Below are 18,958 nucleotides of genomic sequence, written 5' to 3' on the forward strand. Positions count from 1 at the left end.
TATCTTTGTCCAGTAATAGCAAAATTATGGTTACAGAGAGGGAAGGCAAGTGACAAGCGGTTGTGATTTTTTAATAAATCAAGTACAAAGAAACATCAATCTGCACGGGAAATTACAATGAAAACACTATTATTATTCGCTGCTGTGCTACTTACTTTTTCTGCGGCTGCTGCCGCCAAAACTCCAATCGGCATTGTGCTGCACGGTGGCGCGGGTACTATTAGTAAAGACAGTATGACCGCAGCACAAGAGCAGGCTTACCATGCCATACTGACGCATGCGGTAAATCAGGGCTATAGCGTGCTGGAACGCGGTGGCAGCAGTTTAGACGCTGTCACCGCGGCGGTAACGATATTGGAAGACTCGCCGCTATTTAACGCTGGCAAAGGGGCGGTATACACCTTTGACGAAAACCATGAGCTGGACGCTTCTATTATGGATGGCCGTAACCGCAGTGCCGGTGCGGTAGCCGGCGTAACCAACGTTAAAAATCCGATTTTGCTGGCACGGGCGGTAATGGAGAAGTCGGTCCATGTGATGCTGTCCGGCACAGGCGCAGAGCAGTTTGCTAAAGAGCAACAGTTGGAACTGGTAGATAACAGCTATTTTAATACAGAGTTTCGCTACGAGGCTTTAAAGCGGGCGAAACAAGCCATAGCGCCGCAGCCACATCAGGCGGCAGTGCCGTACGACCCGGCCTGGAAAATGGGTACCGTTGGTGCGGTAGCAATAGACCGCAAAGGGAACCTGGCTGCAGCAACCTCTACCGGCGGTATGACCGCCAAGCGGTATGGGCGGATTGGCGATGCACCTATTATTGGTGCTGGTAATTTTGCCGATAATAGCAGCTGTGCAGTGTCGGCCACCGGCCACGGTGAGTTTTTTATTCGTTATCAGGTTGCCAGCGATATCTGTGCCAGGGCTAAATATCAGAAAATATCTGCAGCAGCGGCTGCCAAACAAGTGCTGGCTGAGTTAAAGCAAGTAGGGGGCGACGGTGGTGTTATCGTGGTTGATAACAAAGGCCAGCTTAGCTGGACCTTTAACACCGAAGGCATGTACCGTGCACTAAAAGCCGAAGGCGGTGAAGTGCTAAGCGAAATCTTTGCCGGTAGCAACTGATTTTGCAGCAAAGTGGCTAAATTCGGCTAACCTTAACAGGAGCCTGAAGCTCAGTAACACAGTGCAGGGGGAAGCATGGATTTACTCAAAGTGGCAGATTATATGAACAGGCATCCGGTCACTTTTACCGTTGATATGCCGGTTGAAATGGCTGTTGATCGCCTGATTAAAGGCCGCCAAACTGGTGGTCCGGTAATAGATGAACATAAAAAAATAGTCGGTTTTATATCCGAGCAAGATTGTTTACAACGCATGTTGATGTCGACCTATCATGATCAGCAAGCGTCACGCGTCGCTGATGTAATGAATCCGGCGGTGTTAACGGTAAAAGACTATGATGGTGTTATCGACCTGGCGCAAATAATGTTAAAAGCTAAGCCAAAGCTTTATCCGGTGGTTGATGACGACGGCTATCTACTGGGTATTATTACCCGCTCTGACGTGCTGGGCGCTATCGATAAAGAACTACATTCACATTACGGTAAAGTAGGTTAGCGTTAGCGCTGGATTTTTACCTGCCGCTCTTGGTAGCATGGCGCCCTCTGTTAACGAGGGCGTTGTTTTGTCTGAAGCTGTTATTTCTGTACCCTATCTGATTTCCCGTGTTGCGCACTGTCTGTTAAAAGACCAGTTTCGCTTGCGCCGGCGCTTGCATAACTGCAAAAATATGGCAGAAGAAGCTAAAGCCACGCAATTACAGCGCATAGCCGCCGATATCGCCCGCTCAGAGGCGTTACGCAGTGCCCGGGCGCAAGCATTGCCCAAGGTAAGCTATCCGCCACAACTGCCGGTATCAGAAAAAAAGGACGATATCAAAGCTGCGATTGCCGCTAATCAGGTGGTGATTATCGCCGGTGAAACCGGTTCAGGTAAAACCACGCAAATTCCGAAAATCTGTCTTGAGCTGGGCCGCGGTGTGGCCGGCATGATAGGCCACACCCAGCCACGGCGTTTGGCTGCGCGCAGTGTCTGTGACCGTATAGCAGAAGAGCTGCAATGTCAGGTCGGTAACCAGGTCGGCTATAAAATACGCTTTGGCGATCACACCAGCGACAATACCTTTGTTAAGCTGATGACCGACGGTATTTTGCTGGCAGAAATTCAACAAGACCGGTTTTTAAACCAGTACGACACACTGATTATTGACGAAGCGCACGAGCGCAGCCTTAATATCGATTTTTTGCTCGGCTATTTAAAGCAGTTACTTCCAAAACGGCCGGATTTAAAGCTGATTATTACCTCGGCAACCATCGATCCGCAGCGCTTCTCCAAACACTTTTTCAATGCCCCGGTGATTGAGGTATCCGGTCGCACGTTTCCGGTTGAAACCCGTTACCGGCCGGTAAGCGAGCAAGACGATAAAGATGCCGACCAGTTACAGGGCATTTTTGATGCGGTAGACGAGCTGTACCGTGAGCCGCCAGGCGATATTTTAATTTTTTTAAACGGTGAGCGTGAAATTCGCGATACCGCTGATGCCCTGGAAAAGCTCAAACTGCCGCACACCGAGGTATTGCCGCTGTATGCCCGCTTAAGTGCGGCTGAACAAAACCGTATTTTTCAAAGCCATGCCGGCCGGCGTATCGTACTGGCCACCAACGTGGCCGAAACCTCGTTAACGGTGCCCGGTATCCGCTATGTTATCGACCCCGGCACAGCGCGCTTATCGCGATACAGTTACCGCTCAAAGGTGCAGCAACTGCCGATAGAGGCTATCAGCCAGGCCAGTGCTAATCAGCGTAAAGGCCGTTGTGGCCGAGTTGCCGCCGGTATTTGTATCCGCTTGTACAGCGAAGATGACTTTAACGGCCGGCCTGAATTTACCGATCCGGAAATACTGCGCACCAATTTGGCCTCGGTGATTATGCAAATGCTGGCGCTGGGGCTGGGTGATATTGAAGCCTTTCCATTTTTACAAAAGCCAGACAGCCGCTTTGTTAACGACGGTATTAAACTGCTCGAAGAGCTCGGCGCCATCCCGCTAAAGCGCGATAAAGCCGGCATTAAACTAACAGAGCTGGGCAAAAAGCTGGCGCGTTTACCTATCGATCCGCGTTTGGCGCGGATGGTAGTGTTTGCTGCTGATAACGGCGGCTTAAATGAGCTGCTGGTGCTCTCTGCGGCATTATCGATTCAGGACCCGCGTGAGCGGCCGTTAGATAAACAACAAAAAGCCGATCAGTGTCATGCTCGTTTTGCTGATCCGGATTCCGACTTTGCCAGTTGGCTAAAACTGTGGCAGTACTTACAAGAGCAACAAGAGCAGTTAAGTAATAACCAGTTTCGCCGTCTGTGCCGGCAGGAATTTTTAAACTACCTGCGTGTACGCGAATGGCAGGACCTTACCGGTCAGCTTACCCAGCTGATGCAGGAGCAGGGTTATGCGCTTAACCCACAAACGGCGGGTTACCAGGCCATTCATCAGGCGGTATTAAGCGGTTTGCTTGGCCAGGTTGGCTTTAAAGACACTGAAGCGGATTATTTAGGCCCGCGCCAAACACGCTTTTACGTGTTTCCCGGCAGCCATTTATTTAAACGCAAACCCAAATGGGTAGCCGCCGCTGAGTGGGTAGAAACCAGTAAACTTTACGCCCGCACCTTAGCCAGGATAGAGCCGGAATGGATAGAGCCGCTGGCGGAGCATTTGCTTACGCGTAGCTACAGCGAGCCGCATTGGGAGAAAAAGCGCGGCGCCGTTATCGCTTACGAGCAAGTCAGTTTGTACGGCTTAGTTATCGTGCCCAAGCGCGCTGTGCTGTACAGCAAGATAGACCCGGCAGTGTGTCATACGCTGTTTGTCCGCGACGCGCTGGTTAATCAGGAGCTGGGCACTAACGACAGCTTTTTGCAGTACAACCAGCGTTTAATTGACGATGTTACCGCGCTGGAAGAAAAGTCACGCCGGCGCGATATTCTGGTGGATGAAGATACGCTGGCGGCATTTTACAGCGAGCGGGTACCGCAATGGGCTAACAACCGCATTGATTTTGCCAAGTGGTGGAAGAAAAAGCGCAGCGAAGATGCGGCCTTTCTGAATTTTGACCCCAACAGCTTGCTAAATCGCGATGCCAGCGATATTACCGCCGATAAATTCCCCGAAAGCTGGCGCCAGGGCAATTTAACTCTGCCATTGGAATACCATTTTGCGCCTGGGGAGCCGGATGATGGTGTCAGCGTTATTATTCCGCTGGCGCTGTTAAACCAGCTGGACGACAGTGGTTTTGACTGGCTGATCCCGGCGCTGCGCCATGAGCTGCTGGTGGCGCTGATAAAATCCTTACCCAAGCAATACCGGCGGAATTTTGTCCCAGCGCCAAATTATGCTGATGCGTTAATGCAAACTCTGAACCCGGATGAGGGCAAGTTGATTGATGTCATCACGCAGCGATTAAAGCGGATGTCTGGCGTTACTATTCCTGAAGACGCCTGGGATTTAACCAGTCTGGCGCTGCATTTAAAAATGAATTTTAAAGTAGTGGATGATAAAGGCACAACGTTGCGCCAGGGCCGCTCGCTCAGCGTGCTCAAACAAGGGCTGCAGGGCGAAGTGCAGCAAAGTTTAAGTGAGGTTGCAGAGCAGGGTATAGAGCAGGACAGTTTAACGCTGTGGAGCTTTGGCACCTTGCCGCGCGAATACGTTAAGTTGCAAGCCGGCTATGAAATTAAGGCCTTTCCGGCTCTGGTTGATGAGCGCGACTCGGTAGCGATAAAGTTACTGGATAACCCGCAGCAGGCATTAGATAGCACCCGGCGCGGCTTACGGCGGCTATTACTGCTGAATATTCCGTCGCCGGTTAAATACCTGCAGGAATCGTTGCCGAACAAAGCCAAGCTGGGGCTGTATTTTAACCCGTTTGGGCGGGTATTAGAGTTGATAGATGACTGCATCGCCGCCGGTGTTGATGCATTTATTGAAAATGACGCTTTGCCGCAAAATGAGTCGCAATTTATTGCATTAAAAGAAACAGTCCGTGCAGAGCTTGGCGATACGGTACTGGCCATAGCGCTTAAAGTAGAACAAATTTTAACGCTGTGTCATGACATACAAAAGCGTTTAAAAGGCAAAGTAGATTTAGCCCATGTGCAATCGCAGGGTGACATTAAACAACAGCTGAATGAGCTGATATTTAAAGGTTTTGTCAGCAGTCATGGCGCGGCGCGGCTGGATGATTTGCTACGCTATTTGCAGGCGATGCAAAAGCGGCTGGAAAAGCTGCCGGTTGACCCGCAGCGTGATCGCTTATTGATGCACGAGTATCAAAAAGCCTTTGACGCTTATAACAACCTGTTGGGTAAGTTTGCTGGTGCTAAAGTGCTGCCAGAGCCGGTACAGGCGATTTATTGGATGTTGCAGGAACTGAAAGTATCGTTACATGCGCAGCAACTGGGCACTCCGTATCCGATATCGGTTAAACGAGTTTTACATGCGGTACAGGAAATTAAAACGTAGAAGCGGTTAAAACCTGCCTGACAGCTTATTGCAGGCTTTACAGCAACAGCGGAAAGTTCTATAACTAAACGCTGATGTAGCTGGGGGAGGCGTTATGTTAACAAAAGGAGATAACCGGCACTATTTCAGGATGATGGTTAACGCAGATGTAAAGCTGATGATTAACGATCCTGAAGCCGGGCGTACAATAGATGGTATATGCCGCGACTTAAGTGCAACGGGCATGTCGATTGAAGTAGACGAGCCGTTGGAGATGGGCACGTTGATCCGCGTAAGGCTGGACTCTGCCAATGCCAGTGTGCCGCCGCTGGATGCCAGCGCTAAAGTAATGCGCTGCACCCAGGAAAGTGAAGAGATCTATCAGTTGGGTTTAGCCTTTATGGAGCTAAATTAGATAAACAGAAAAAAAGCAGCTTCGGCTGCTTTTTTTATCTGTAGCGATGCTCAATTGCAGTTATTGCTGAGTAAATTGCACGCTAAAGCTAACCGGCAGCAAAGGATCGATGCGTGTTAAGCCGGCTAATTCCTGTAACTTAGCAACACCGGCGCCGAGTTTGTAGCTGTTAGTGTTTAACATTAACGGTGTCTCGCTGCTGGCTGCGATAGTGGTGTCGCTCAGTTTAGTCAGACGTACCGCAGCGCTTAGTTCTGATGTCTCGGCACCAATAGTCACGTTAAGCGGCAATGTCTTTATTACTGACTGACCTGTTGCCAGTTTTGCCGTTTCTGTCTCTGCCAGAGTAGCTTTTACGCTAATTGCCGAGAATTTCTCTGCTTGCAGCACGTATTGCCAAATACGCTCGTTGCGAATGGGAATATTGGTTTCCAGGCTGTTAACAGCAATGCTGATAACGGCGTTGTTGCCGTCCCAGCTGCCGGATAACTGCTTAAACTGATGGGTTTCAGCCACCACATCATTTTTTACTGACACAAAATGCAAACTTGACTGGCTATTATCTAACTGCCAATTAGCAGCAGATGTCAGCGTGCTGGTTAAGGCCAGTGCTAAAGCAAATACTTTCACGTTATTTCTCCGTTAGTTACCAACTAGCCTTAGCATACCCTAAGGCGAAGCAGGGGCCAAAGTTAAGCCTTTAGTAAATTTTGCACACCAAACCTTTCAGGTAACTGCCCTCAGGGTAAAAGCTGGCTATCGGATGATCGCTGTCTTGACTTAACTTTTCGACAAATAAACAATCCCGTTTAGCATCCAGTGCAGCGTCGGCGACAATTTTTTGAAACAGGCTGTCTTCCATCAAGCCGGAGCAGGAAAACGTTAGTAGTAAACCGCCGGGTTTTACTATTTGCATGGCGACCATATTAATATCTTTGTAGCCACGGCAGGCGCCCATCAGCTGGGCTTTGCTTTCAGCAAATTTTGGCGGGTCGAGGATCACCATATCAAATTGCTTACCTTGCTCGCGGTATTGGCGTAGCAGTTTGAATACGTCAAATTTGACGTTGTCGATCTTAGTAACATCAAGTCGGTTTAACTCAGCATTTTTCAGTGCGGTACTCAGCGCCAGTTCTGACAAGTCAGCGTTAGTCACTGATGTGGCGCCTCCCTGCAATGCGGCGACACCAAAGGTGCCGGTGTAACTAAAGCAATTCAGCACGGTTTTAGCTTTGGCATAACGTTTGGCTGCAGCACGGCTGGCGCGTTGGTCCAGATAAAAGCCGGTTTTATGGCCTTGTATCACATCAACCAGTAGCGACATGCCATGCTCTTTTATAATCACTTCACCGTGCTCGCGTGGCAGGTGTAGCCAGCCTGTTACCGGCTTTAAGCCCTCTTTTTTACGCACATCGACATCTGAGCGCTCGTAAATACTGTGCTCAGGGAACAACGCGATCAATGCACTTACGATTTCAGTACGCCAGCTATCGGCACCGGCAGACAGTAATTGGCACACCAGAATAGTGTCGTACTTATCAATAGTCACGCCTGGCAAGCCATCAGACTCTGCCGCAACTACCCGCAGACCTGTGGTTTGCTCAAGATCAAACATCTCAGTACGCAGCTGCCAGGCGCGCGCAATGCGGCGTTGAAAAAATTCGGCATCAACTTGTTCATTGTTGTCAAAACTCCAGGCGCGGGCACGAATTTGTGATTCTCCAGAGTAAGCTGCATAACATAACCACTCGCCTTTGCTGCTCTGGACTGACACTGTCTGACCATTTGATGGTTTGCCGCTGACATGCTTTACTGCTTTAGAGAATACCCAGGGGTGGCGCCGTTTCAACGATTTTTCACGGCTGTCCTGCAGCGTAAGCGTAGGCAAAGATTGATTGATATCAGGCTGGTTCATGGGTATTTTCACACTGTGCTAGACTAAAGGCCGCATTGTAGAGAAGCACTGCACAAAGCTAAAGCAGAATTTATGCCTTTATATAATTTGTGCTGGATCGCCATTTCATAAGGAGCAAACCGTGGCAACTATTCCGACCATGATGCAAGCAATAGTGGTAACTGATCCAGGTAAAGACAGCAAGTTGCAGGTAGAGGAGCGCGCCGTGCCACAGCCAAATGTCGAACAGCTTTTAGTCAAAGTTGCCGCTGCCGGAATTAACCGCGCGGATTTAATGCAGCGCCGTGGCTTGTATCCACCACCACAAGGTGACAGTGATATTCTTGGGCTTGAAGCAGCCGGTGTTGTTGTGGCCGCAGGCCCACAGCATAAAAGCTGGTTGGGTAAAGCCGTATTTGGTTTAGTGCCCGGTGGCGGCTACGCTGAATACGCGCTGATGCACGCTGGCCATGCCATGGCGGTACCTAATGGTTATTCGATGGCCGAGGCAGGTGCTACTGCAGAGGTATTCTTAACCGCGTATCAGCTGTTGTGTAACATAGGCAATGTTCAAGTTGGCCAGCATGTACTTATTCATGCTGGTGCCAGCGGTGTGGGCACTGCGTCAATCCAACTGGCAAAAGCGCTCGGCACAAAAGTTGCCGTTACTGCAAGTTCTGATGAAAAGCTCAAGGTATGCAGTGCGCTGGGCGCTGATGTGCTATTAAACTACCAACATTGTGCATTTGAGCAAGCGTTGGCGCAGCAATGGCCTGACGGAGTTAATATTATTTTGGATCCGGTTGCGGGCGATTATATTAGCCGGGAAATACCGCTGTTAGCGCAAGATGGCAAAATAGTACTTTATGCCATGATGGGAGGTCGTGAAGTGTCACAGCTTGATCTGGCCGCATTGTTTAAGCGTCGTGGCCAGTTAATCTGCTCGACACTGCGTAATCGTAGTAATAGGTATAAAGCAAATCTTACTCAGGCATTTGTATCTGCCTTTGCTGTATCCTTGGCACAACGGCAAATAAGGCCGGTATTGCAGCAGCAATTCAGCTGGCAACAGGCTGAGCAAGCACACCAGTTAATGGCCACGAATACCACCATTGGTAAGCTTGTGTTAACATTCTGAATTATCGGTAAAACCAACAGGCTTGGGTAGACTAATGACGCCCCCCTTGATTGCCTAACTCATTTTTAGGATATCTGCTCAGCATGGCACTAGGAAGTATTGGCAAATCAACATACAGTAAAGCCGTATCGTCGTTAATTAGTCGTATCTGTGACTTTACTACCGCAGCTGATTCGGTGTATGAGCAGGCGATACTATATTTTCAGCAATCACAAGCACAACAAGAGCAGAAGACTGAGTTAGCTCAGCAAGTAATGTTGTTTGAAAACCGCCAACAACAAGCTAGCCAGCGTGATATGGCATTGGTTGAGCGCAATTTGAAAAAAGCTCAAACCGAACAACAGAGTTTTCAACAGGCGCGTGCAGATGAAGCCAGTGTGCGTATGGCGGCGTTAAAGCGTGTGTGTCTGGATATTCTACAACTGTGCCAGGGAGAATCATTAGAAGAAACCAATCTGCTGACTGCCAAGTTGCTTGGCACTATACAGCTATTGTCGCCCACAGAGGGTAGAAACGTCGCAGTAGCTAATCAGAAAAGCAAACATCTGTACAAAGCCGTATTATCGTTGCGTTTGCTGGATAAGCTACTTAACGACGGCGAGCTGAACAACGCCTATGTGCAACAGCGGGTTATGGCATCCAAAGGCAAGAAAGCTGTTACAGATGAGTATGATCCGTTTCGGGATGATGTGCAGATCCCGTTGTTGATTGCAGCTTTAATGCAGGATATTGGTAGTTGTTATCCTGATGCACAGTTGATCCTCAAAGGCCCAGATGGCAAGGCTGACGAGTTTCGGGTGTTGGAAAATGACGAACGCAATACGTTGTTGCAAATAAGCTACCGCGAAGGTTTAAAATATATTTCTGAGGGCCTGGGGATAGAAAGATACACCGGAAACTCCAGAGAAGAGCGTGATTTACATATAAAACGGGAATCTGAGCGACAAAACTTTGTGTTGTTTTTGCTGAAAAATGCGGTAAAGCCAGAACACGGTATCGGGAACCTGTTAAAAATACCGCAAATATATACATCCGTAGTGCTGTCTACCAAGAGCAACTACAGCTACGAGGCTTTGCCTAAAGTGGCGCTGGTGCTGGAAAAAGGCGTAGAAAAAGGCGTTTACAGTGCAGTAGCGGTTAGCGCATTACTAAGCATTACCGGCATATTCCCACAAGGTTACGGCGTGACCTACATCCCAAAAGACTCAGATCGACAAGACCTTGACCGCTACGAATACGCCATTGTCACTGGCTTGTATCCGGCCGATATCCGCCAGCCGGTATGCCGTATGGTTACCCGTAATTTAACTTATAACGTGTCGGCGATGGGGTGTACTGTTAGCGTAGAAAACAACTTGTATTACTCTGCGGCTCGTAAAAAGCTGGAGCGTATCAGCGAAGAGCGGCTGTTAGAAATTCTTAGTAAGCTGGTGTCTAATTTTGAAGAGCGGAAAAATATGGCCCTGTTGCCAAAGTGCTGGCATCCAGACGAGTACTTCTCTGTGGTTAAAAATCAAAATTTGTGGAACAAAGTAGTAATGCACAGTAACTAAACCGGCCTAACCGGTTTTGTTGTTATCTATATCGGCATCTTTATCCGCTGCACTGTGTTTGTTATATACTGCAGTGACGTCAGTATACTCTGGGTGGGCCGGTTCAAGCCGCACACCAATGTCAAAACTGTCGTCAGGTTTGTCCCAGTCGATATCTTCATCGTAGCCGGCAGGCACTTGTTGTCTTGCTGCCTGAAACTCTTCGTCACGCATCTGTGTTAGTACTGTTTCTTCATCTACTCGGGGGTCGAGTGCTGCCGCCAAAGGCGATGATACCAAATCGCCGGAGCCCATTTTAAACTGGGCATTTTGTTGCTCGTCCAACATGCGTTTTACTTGTTTTTGCGTGTAATTTACCCGTAACAAGCGTAAAAACAGCGTAAAAGCACAACAACTGATAAAGGCATACAGCATAGCCGGGCCAATAAGTTGCATTAAGGCTGATGCCAGCAAAGGGCCGAAACAGGCACCCAAGCCAAAGGTTAATAGCACGGTAGCAGATAATGCCACCCGATCGTTTTGTTCTACGTTTTGGTTGGCAAATGCAGAAGCTATAGGATACAGCGTAAACGCCAGCACGCCATAACAAAAGGTTGCGGCCAACAGCAGAACACCGCTTAGCGGCAACAAGGCGATTAACAAGGTAAGAATGGTCAGTGCTGCAGCGTTAAAGCGCAAAATACGACTGCGTGGAATACGGTCAGAAATTTTACCCATCGGCCACTGTGCTAATAAACCAGCCAGAATAGTGACTGACATAAACAAGGTAACCTGTTCTGTACTCATGCCTTTGGCGGCGGCATAAGCTGGTGCCAATCCATAAAATGAGCCTGCCATCATGCCGGCGACACTGATGGCGGTAAGCGATTGAGGCACCAGCTTCCAAAACGCCAGAATTTGCAGTGGCGCCGGTTGTAGCGGTGCCGGGTGAATACGTTTAGTCAGCGCAATTGGCACTATACACAGTGAGTAACACATGCTGATGATCAGCAGGGGCGAGGTGCCAAGCTCGGGAAATTGGCTAAGCATTAACTGGCCGCCAATCATGCCAAGGTAAGAGGTGATCATGTAAAAAGCAAACACCGTGCCGCGCTGAGAGCTTTCGGTTTGCTCGTTCAGCCAGCTCTCCAGTACCATATACTGGCACATCATACCCATGCCCACAATAACCCGCATAACCAGCCACACTTCTAACTGCGACGTTAAGACGTGTGTCATGGCGCAGGTGCTGACAATAGCAGCGCTGGCGACAAAGGCGCGGATATGACCTACCCGGGCAATGACTTTATGACCCAGCTTAGAGCCCAGCACCAGCCCGAGGTAGTAACAGGACATTAGGGCGCCAATCCAGATTGAATCGACATTTTGTTGTGCCAGTGATAACCCAAGGTAAGTTGATAACGAACCCTGGGCCACCAGCATCAGCAAGGTGGTAAGAAATAATGCACTAAAGCTGCGATAAGGGCTTTTACTGGTCATTCTTTGCCTTAAAAAACACAGGCAGCCAAACGCTGCCTGAAAACGTTACTTCACCCGCATACCCGGCAGGGCACCCTCGTCCGGCGACAAAATAAATAAGTCGTTCCCGCCTGGGCCTGCCGCTAACACCATACCTTCGGATAAACCAAAGCGCATTTTGCGCGGTGCCAGGTTGGCCACCATAACGGTTAAACGGCCCTCAAGTTGCGCTGGGCTGTAGGCCGATTTAATGCCGGCAAACACCTGGCGCACTTCACCGCCACCAATATCCAGTTGCAGTTGTACCAGTTTATCAGCGCCTTCTACCGCGCTGGCTTTGATAATTTTGGCGACGCGCAAATCAATTTTGGCAAAATCATCAATGCTGATGGTGTCGCTGATCGGTTCGCGCTCCGTGCTGGGTGCTTTTTCTGCTTTTACAGCCGTTTTAACCGGTGCTGCCGTTTGGGGCTGCAGGTTTTCTTTTGAAGCTTCCAGCATGGCGGTAACTTTTAACGGGTCAACCCGCTGCATCAGCGCTTTAAATGGGTTGATAGCATGATTAGTTAACGGCTGCTGATAGTTTTTCCAATTCAGTTCGCTGTTTAAGAAGGCTTCGGTTTCTGCTGCCATTAGCGGCAATACCGGCTTTAAATAATGCATCAGCACGCGAAACAAATTGATGCCCATTGAGCAGACGTCATGCGCTTCTTGCTGTTTGGCATCATCTTTTACCAGCACCCAAGGCGCTTTGGCATCTATGTATTGGTTGGCTTTATCGGCCAGCGCCATAATGTCGCGTATAGCACGGGCAAACTCGCGCTTCTCAAAGCTGTCGGCAATACTTTCACCTGCGGCGGTAAATTCTGCCAACAGTGCTGGTTCAGCCACTGTAGCGGATAATTTGCCGTCATAGCGTTTGGTAATAAAGCTGGCACAGCGGCTGGCAATATTTACCACTTTACCAACTAAGTCGGCATTAACCTTCTGGCTGAAATCGTCCAGATTTAAGTCCAGATCAATAATACTGCTGCTTAGCTTAGAGGCAAAGTAGTAACGCAGATACTCCGGGTTTAAATGATCCAGATAAGTGCGGGCTTTAATAAAGGTACCGCGTGACTTGGACATCTTGGCGCCGTTTACGGTAACAAAACCGTGGGCAAAAATGGCGTTTGGTTTGCGCATACCGGCACCGTGTAACATGGCCGGCCAAAACAGGCTGTGAAAATAAATAATATCTTTACCGATAAAGTGATATACCTCTGCATCGGAGTCCAGCTTCCAGAAGCTGTCAAAGTCGATACCGGTTCTATCACACAGGTTTTTAAAACTGGCCAGATAGCCTATCGGCGCATCTAACCAAACGTAAAAAAACTTGCCAGGCGCATTAGGTATTTCAAAGCCAAAGTAGGGCGCATCACGGCTGATATCCCACATTTGCAGGCCGTCTTTAAACCATTCCTGCAGTTTATTCGCCATTTCTTCTTGCAAGCTACCACTGCGCGTCCAGTCTTGTAACATCTGGCTAAAGGCGGGTAAGTCAAAGAAATAATGCTCAGAGTCTTTTAATACTGGTGTCGCACCAGATACCACAGAGCGGGCATTTTTTACTTCTGTCGGGCTGTAGGTGGCACCGCAAACATCGCAGCTGTCGCCATTTTGATCAAGGGCGCCACATTTAGGGCAGTCGCCTTTAACAAAACGATCGGGCAGAAACATCTGCTTTTCCGGATCAAACAGCTGGCTGATGGTTTTGCGCTTGATATAGCCGCCATCGTTGAGTTTGTTGTAGATCTGGCTGGCAAACTCGCGATTTTCTTCACTGTGGGTCGAGTGATAATTGTCAAAGCCAATGCCGAAACCGGCAAAGTCGGCCTGGTGTTCAATATTGGTTTTGGCAATCATTTGCTCCGGCGTAATGCCTTGCTCCTGTGCTTTAAGCATAATAGGCGTGCCATGCGCGTCGTCGGCACAAACGTAGTAGCATTCATGGCCGCGGGCTTTTTGAAACCTGGCCCAGATATCGGTTTGAATGTATTCCAGTAAGTGACCTAAATGAATAGGGCCATTGGCATAGGGTAAAGCGCTGGTAACAAGTATTTTGCGTGTCGACATTAAGCGGTGCTCTTTTGCATAAATAACTGAAAAAATTTCACTAAATGATACACTAGCTGGCATCGAACCGCACCCGCCTAGGTGTGGAACTGCTAAAAAAACGTGTCAAAGCCTTAATTTGGAACTCGCTGATGTTTAACTGGTTTAAATCCGCCAAAACCGACGCTTTACCCGACTCTGCACAGCAGCTGTTACACCACTGGCAACTGCCGTATAACGGCGCGCCGTTAGCCTTGCTGCTCGATAGCGTGAGCCTTAACAAAAACACCCTGAGCATCCGTTTAAAACTGCCGCTGTTGTCTATAGCTCAGCCGCTGCAACAGGCACTGGCTGATGCCGGTTTTAGCTATCAGTTGAGTTTGGACTATCAAGTGGCGACGGCGCCAGTATTTAAACAGATTAAGCAGATTATTCTTGTTGCATCCGGCAAGGGCGGGGTGGGCAAATCGACTACCTCAGTCAATATTGCTGCAGCACTGGCGCTGGAAGGTGCTAAAGTCGGCTTGTTAGACGCTGATATTTATGGCCCGTCAATTCCCACTATGCTCGGACTTAACGGCGAGAAAATCAGCTCGCCGGATAATAAACTGATGCAGCCCAAATTTGCCCATGGTGTGTATTTGCAATCTATCGGCTTTCTGGTCGACCCACAGCAAGCCTCCGTGTGGCGTGGCCCAATGGCCAGCCAGGCGCTGTTACAATTGCTGAACGAAACCCTGTGGCCAGAGCTTGATTATCTGATTGTTGATATGCCACCGGGTACCGGTGATATTCAGCTTACCATGGCGCAAAAGCTGCCGGTAACCGGTGCTGTGGTGGTGACCACACCGCAGGACGTGGCGCTGTCGGATGCAGAAAAAGCCATCAGTATGTTTCGTCAGGTAAATATTCCGCTACTGGGCCTGATTGAAAATATGAGTTTTTATCAGTGCAGCCACTGCGGTGCGCAGGATGATATTTTTGGCACCGAAGGCGGCGTGCTGCTGGCAGAGCGTTATCAGGTGCCGGTGCTAGGGCAGCTACCGCTTGAAAAGCATATCCGCGAGCAGGCCGATGCTGGCGTACCGGCGGTACTAAAACAGCAGCCAGTGGCACAAATTTACCGTACAATCAGCCGGCAATTAATGCTGGCATTGCATTGGCAAGCAGCTTCACAGCAAATAGGCCAGCCTGAAATTATAATAACGGACGATTAAGATGAGACTGTGTGACCGCGATATAGAACGCTATTTAGCTGAAGGTAAAATTAGCATTACACCACTGCCTGACGCCGACATGATAAGCGGTGTCAGTGTTGATATTCGTTTGGGTAATAAGTTTCGCGTCTTTGTGGCGCATACCGCCGCTTACATTGACTTAAGCGGCCCGCGCGGCGAAGTAGATAAAGCGCTGAACAGTGTAATGAGTGACGAGATTTACGTTGCTGACGGTGACAAGTTTATTTTGCACCCTGGCGAGCTCGCACTGGCGATGACATTAGAATCGGTAACCTTGCCGGACGATATCGTCGGCTGGTTAGATGGCCGTTCATCATTAGCGCGTTTAGGTCTAATGGTGCATGTTACCGCGCACCGTATTGACCCGGGTTGGTCGGGTAATATCGTGCTTGAGTTTTATAACAGCGGTAAGTTGCCGCTGGCGCTTAGGCCACAGATGAAAATTGGTGCACTGAATTTTGAGTTGATGACAGGCCCGGCTGATCGGCCTTATAACAAGCGGCTGGATGCAAAATACCAGCAGCAAACCGGTGCTGTCGCCAGCCGCATTAGCCATGATGATAAAGGCTGAATTGCGTTAAGTGCTGTAAAAACTAAAAAGCCCACGCAAAGCGTGGGCCAAAAGCTATAAAGCAAAAATGAAGCGGGATGATTATGCAATAAAGCTGCATAGCTTGGCAATATGTGTGCTGAATAATTCTGCATTTTGCCGTTTGCCTGCGTGGTAAATTTTGTTGTACTGCATTATGCTCTGTTGACTTTTTTGTTTCAGGGAGTGAAAGCTGTGGCTGATAATGCTTTACAACATAAATGGCGCTTTTTCCGCAGTGGCGGTTTTGACCAGGTAACACTGGATAGTGCTGCCGACTTACAACATTTGAGTGAACTTGATCCAAAACTATGGACAGTACTGAACTGTCCGACAACCGGTTTAGAGTTTGATAGCCGCACCTTAGCGTTATTAGATACCGATGGAGATGGCCAGGTGCGCGTGCCTGAAGTTCAAGCGGCTGTTCGCTGGTGTTGCCAGCGTCTGGTTGATGTTGATTTGCTGTTTCAAGCCTCTGGTATACCACTTAGCGCGATAAACGATACCGATGCCGAAGGTGTAGCACTAAAAACGGCAGCCCAGCGGGTGCTGCAATATGCTGGTAAGACAGCGGCTGATGCATTGCAAGTTAGCGATGTGCTTGATAAAGCACGGTTGTTTTCTGCCGATCACTTTAACGGTGACGGCGTAGTTATGTCTGAGCTTACTGACAACAGTGATGTAAAGCAGCTAATTGTTGATATTATTGCCACTTTGGGCGGTGTACCAGATCGCAGCGGCGGTGTTGGCGTAGACGCGACGATGCTAAGCAATTTCAATGCGCAGGCGCAGGCCATAGTGGACTGGCATGCTGCCGGAGCAACAGAGTCCGACGTTTTGCATCCGCTAGGTGAAAATACTGCAGCCGCAGTAGCGGTATTTGATAGCGTGCAAGCGAAAGTAGATGATTTTTTTGTCCGTTGCCAACTGGCGGCGTTTGATAGCCGCTCTGCCGCGGCTTTAAATCCTGATGCCTCGGTTTATGCCGTTTTGGCAAACCGCGCTATTGGTAACGCCGACAACGATATTGCGGCCTTGCCGCTGGCTGAAGTGGCTGCAGGTTTGGCTTTACCACTGGGGCAGGGGGTTAACCCGGCTTGGGCGGCAAAAATAGAGCAATTACGTGTGCAGGTAGTTGAGCCATTGCTTGGCAGCGAAGATAACAGTTTAACGCTGGTGCAGTGGTCGGCAATATCTTCCAGCCTGGCTGCGTGGCGTGCCTGGCAGGCGGCAAAGCCCGAATCAACTTTGCATGTGCTGGGTGCTGAGCGTTTGTCAGCCATTTTAAACAGTGAAGTTTCCACCGAACTGGCAGCGCTTATTACGCAAGACAGCGCTGAGAAAACATTCGCTGATAATGTAGATGCGGTAGAAAAGCTGCTGTATTTGCAGCGGGATCTCGTGACCTTGTTGCGCAATTTTGTTTCGCTGAGTGACTTTTATCAGGGGGCAAAGAAAGCCGTATTTCAGGCCGGTACGCTGTATCTGGATCAACGAAGCTGTGAGTTGGTGCTGTATGTTAACGATTTGGCCCGGCACGCAACCATGGCGCCATTTAGTGGCTGTTATCTGGTGTATTGCAGTTGTATACGCAAAGGCGAAGCCCCGGTTAACATTGTTGCTGCTTTAACCGGCGGTGATGTGGATGAACTTATGGTGCCTGGGCGTAATGGGGTGTTTTATGACCGTCAGGGCCGGGATTGGAAGGCCAGTGTCACTAAGGTTGTTGTTCAGCCGGTGAGTATTCGTCAGGCATTTTGGTCGCCCTATAAACGTATAGCGGCTTTTATTGAAGCACAGTTACAAAAATTTGCGGCCAGCCGCGACAAAGATATTGAAGCCAAAGCAAACAGTGGCGTGACAGCTGCACCTGCGACAGCAACAACGGGTTTTGATATTGCTAAATTTGCCGGTATTTTTGCGGCTATAGGGCTGGCAATGGGTGCCTTAGGTACGGCGTTAGCGGCTATGGTCGCAGGTTTGTTTTCGTTGTTTTGGTGGCAAATACCCTTGGTGTTAGTTGGCGCGATGCTACTGATATCATGCCCGTCAATGTTAATGGCTTATATGACACTGCGTCGGCGTAACCTGGGGCCCTTATTGGACGCCAACGGCTGGGCCATCAATACCAGAGCCAGAATTAATGTGCCCTTTGGTGCAGCATTAACCGGCCTGGCCCGCTTACCTAAAGGGGCACAGCGAATTATTAAAGATCCTTATGCTGAGAAAAAACAGCCCTGGGGTTTCATACTGGTGTTGATGTTGCTCAGCGCCTTAGCGGTGTGGTTTTGGTTCTATCGCTAAGCACGCTACGTAAAAGCCGACAAACAGGAAACAGACGTTGAATTTAGCCAGTATCATTCGTTTGGTGTCGTTAGCGGCACCATGCTGGTGGCCGGGTTTAGTATGAGATCATTAGGCGCTGCAACAGCGTCTGTTAAGGAATAAATATGAAACTGTATGGTTCACAAACTTCACCTTATGTCAGGCGCATTCGCTTGTTATTGGCGGCGACGGCTCATGAATTTATTAATCTGAATATTTTTGCCGGCACTGATCGTGAAACCCTGGCCGCGCTTAATCCAACGCTGCGTATTCCTATGCTGGACGATAATGGCCGGGTTATTTTTGATTCCGGCGTGATATATCGTTATCTGGCTCCGCAGCTGGGCATAGGACCACTTAACTGGTATCAGGAAAATCAGCTGACGCTGATTAATGCTGTAACGGATTCTTTAGTCATGCTGCTGCAATGCAGCCGCAGTGGCTTTGACACCAATGACGATAAACTGTTTTTTAACTTGCAGCGCGAGCGGGTGGCCACATCGTTATATGTGTTAGAGCAGCAAGCCGGTAATGCCGAATTTGCCAACTGGGATTATGTTGCCATGGCGCTTTACAGTCTGGTCGACTGGATTATGTTCCGCGAATTATTGCAGCTCGATGATTACCCGGCGCTATTAGCTATTTGCAAAGATAACAAAAGCCAACCAATGGTAGCAGACAGCGATCCGCGGCTGGGTTAATC

Annotated in this window: 14 protein-coding genes; 10 read left to right on the forward strand and 4 right to left on the reverse strand. The window is 49.1% G+C overall.

Going from position 1 to position 18,958, the window contains the following annotated elements; genetic code table 11:
• Nucleotides 1-117: 117 nt before the first annotated feature.
• The 4 genes from ACYVIC_RS05050 to ACYVIC_RS05065 all read left to right on the forward strand — a co-directional run bounded on the left by ACYVIC_RS05050 (nucleotide 118) and on the right by ACYVIC_RS05065 (nucleotide 5,966).
• Nucleotides 118-1,122, forward strand: a complete 1,005-nt coding sequence (locus tag ACYVIC_RS05050) for an isoaspartyl peptidase/L-asparaginase family protein (RefSeq protein ID WP_460857848.1) — start codon at nucleotides 118-120, stop codon at nucleotides 1,120-1,122.
• A 75-nt stretch (nucleotides 1,123-1,197) separates the two neighbouring features.
• Entirely contained in the window at nucleotides 1,198-1,617 is a 420-nt protein-coding gene (locus ACYVIC_RS05055) for a CBS domain-containing protein (protein ID WP_460857850.1), read from the forward strand.
• Nucleotides 1,618-1,684: 67 nt separating this feature from the next.
• Nucleotides 1,685-5,572 carry an ATP-dependent RNA helicase HrpA gene (hrpA, locus tag ACYVIC_RS05060; protein ID WP_460857853.1) on the forward strand — a complete coding sequence of 1,296 codons (3,888 nt, stop codon included), beginning with the start codon at nucleotides 1,685-1,687 and terminating at the stop codon, nucleotides 5,570-5,572.
• Nucleotides 5,573-5,666: 94 nt separating this feature from the next.
• A complete protein-coding gene (locus tag ACYVIC_RS05065; RefSeq protein WP_460857855.1) occupies nucleotides 5,667-5,966 on the forward strand; it encodes a PilZ domain-containing protein in 300 nt (99 codons plus the stop codon).
• A gap of 60 nt (nucleotides 5,967-6,026) precedes the next feature.
• Here the strand turns inward: ACYVIC_RS05065 and ACYVIC_RS05070 are convergent, their stop codons facing one another.
• On the reverse strand, nucleotides 6,027-6,596 hold the full coding sequence (locus ACYVIC_RS05070; RefSeq protein WP_460857857.1) for a YceI family protein: 570 nt from the start codon (nucleotides 6,594-6,596) through the stop codon (nucleotides 6,027-6,029).
• A 70-nt stretch (nucleotides 6,597-6,666) separates the two neighbouring features.
• Entirely contained in the window at nucleotides 6,667-7,881 is a 1,215-nt protein-coding gene (locus ACYVIC_RS05075) for a class I SAM-dependent rRNA methyltransferase (RefSeq protein WP_460857859.1), read from the reverse strand.
• A 121-nt stretch (nucleotides 7,882-8,002) separates the two neighbouring features.
• On the opposite strand from ACYVIC_RS05075, the gene ACYVIC_RS05080 reads away from it, so the two are divergent.
• Together ACYVIC_RS05080 and ACYVIC_RS05085 are read left to right on the forward strand one after the other, a co-directional pair.
• Nucleotides 8,003-8,998 carry an NAD(P)H-quinone oxidoreductase gene (locus tag ACYVIC_RS05080; protein ID WP_460857861.1) on the forward strand — a complete coding sequence of 332 codons (996 nt, stop codon included), beginning with the start codon at nucleotides 8,003-8,005 and terminating at the stop codon, nucleotides 8,996-8,998.
• 83 nt (nucleotides 8,999-9,081) lie between these two features.
• Nucleotides 9,082-10,551, forward strand: a complete 1,470-nt coding sequence (locus tag ACYVIC_RS05085; RefSeq protein WP_460857862.1) for a hypothetical protein — start codon at nucleotides 9,082-9,084, stop codon at nucleotides 10,549-10,551.
• Between the two features lie 6 nt (nucleotides 10,552-10,557).
• Here ACYVIC_RS05085 and ACYVIC_RS05090 read toward each other — a convergent pair whose 3' ends face one another.
• Complete coding sequence (locus ACYVIC_RS05090; RefSeq protein WP_460857864.1) at nucleotides 10,558-12,030, reverse strand: MFS transporter; 1,473 nt, start codon at nucleotides 12,028-12,030, stop codon at nucleotides 10,558-10,560.
• Nucleotides 12,031-12,075: 45 nt separating this feature from the next.
• Nucleotides 12,076-14,124 (reverse strand): methionine--tRNA ligase, encoded by a 2,049-nt coding sequence (metG, locus tag ACYVIC_RS05095; protein ID WP_460857866.1) that lies wholly within the window; start codon nucleotides 14,122-14,124, stop codon nucleotides 12,076-12,078.
• 131 nt (nucleotides 14,125-14,255) lie between these two features.
• Here metG and apbC point away from each other — a divergent pair, with 131 nt between their 5' ends.
• The 4 genes from apbC (at nucleotide 14,256) to ACYVIC_RS05115 (ending at nucleotide 18,956) form a co-directional block, all read left to right on the forward strand.
• Nucleotides 14,256-15,320, forward strand: a complete 1,065-nt coding sequence (gene apbC / locus ACYVIC_RS05100; protein ID WP_460857868.1) for an iron-sulfur cluster carrier protein ApbC — start codon at nucleotides 14,256-14,258, stop codon at nucleotides 15,318-15,320.
• Nucleotide 15,321: 1 nt separating this feature from the next.
• Nucleotides 15,322-15,912: a dCTP deaminase gene (gene dcd / locus ACYVIC_RS05105; RefSeq protein WP_460857870.1), complete on the forward strand. Its 591-nt coding sequence runs from the start codon at nucleotides 15,322-15,324 to the stop codon at nucleotides 15,910-15,912.
• 213 nt (nucleotides 15,913-16,125) lie between these two features.
• On the forward strand, nucleotides 16,126-18,234 hold the full coding sequence (locus ACYVIC_RS05110; protein ID WP_460857872.1) for a hypothetical protein: 2,109 nt from the start codon (nucleotides 16,126-16,128) through the stop codon (nucleotides 18,232-18,234).
• A gap of 146 nt (nucleotides 18,235-18,380) precedes the next feature.
• Entirely contained in the window at nucleotides 18,381-18,956 is a 576-nt protein-coding gene (locus ACYVIC_RS05115) for a glutathione S-transferase family protein (RefSeq protein WP_460857874.1), read from the forward strand.
• The last annotated feature ends 2 nt before the right edge of the window (nucleotides 18,957-18,958 follow it).

This window comes from Rheinheimera gaetbuli, from assembly GCF_054781935.1.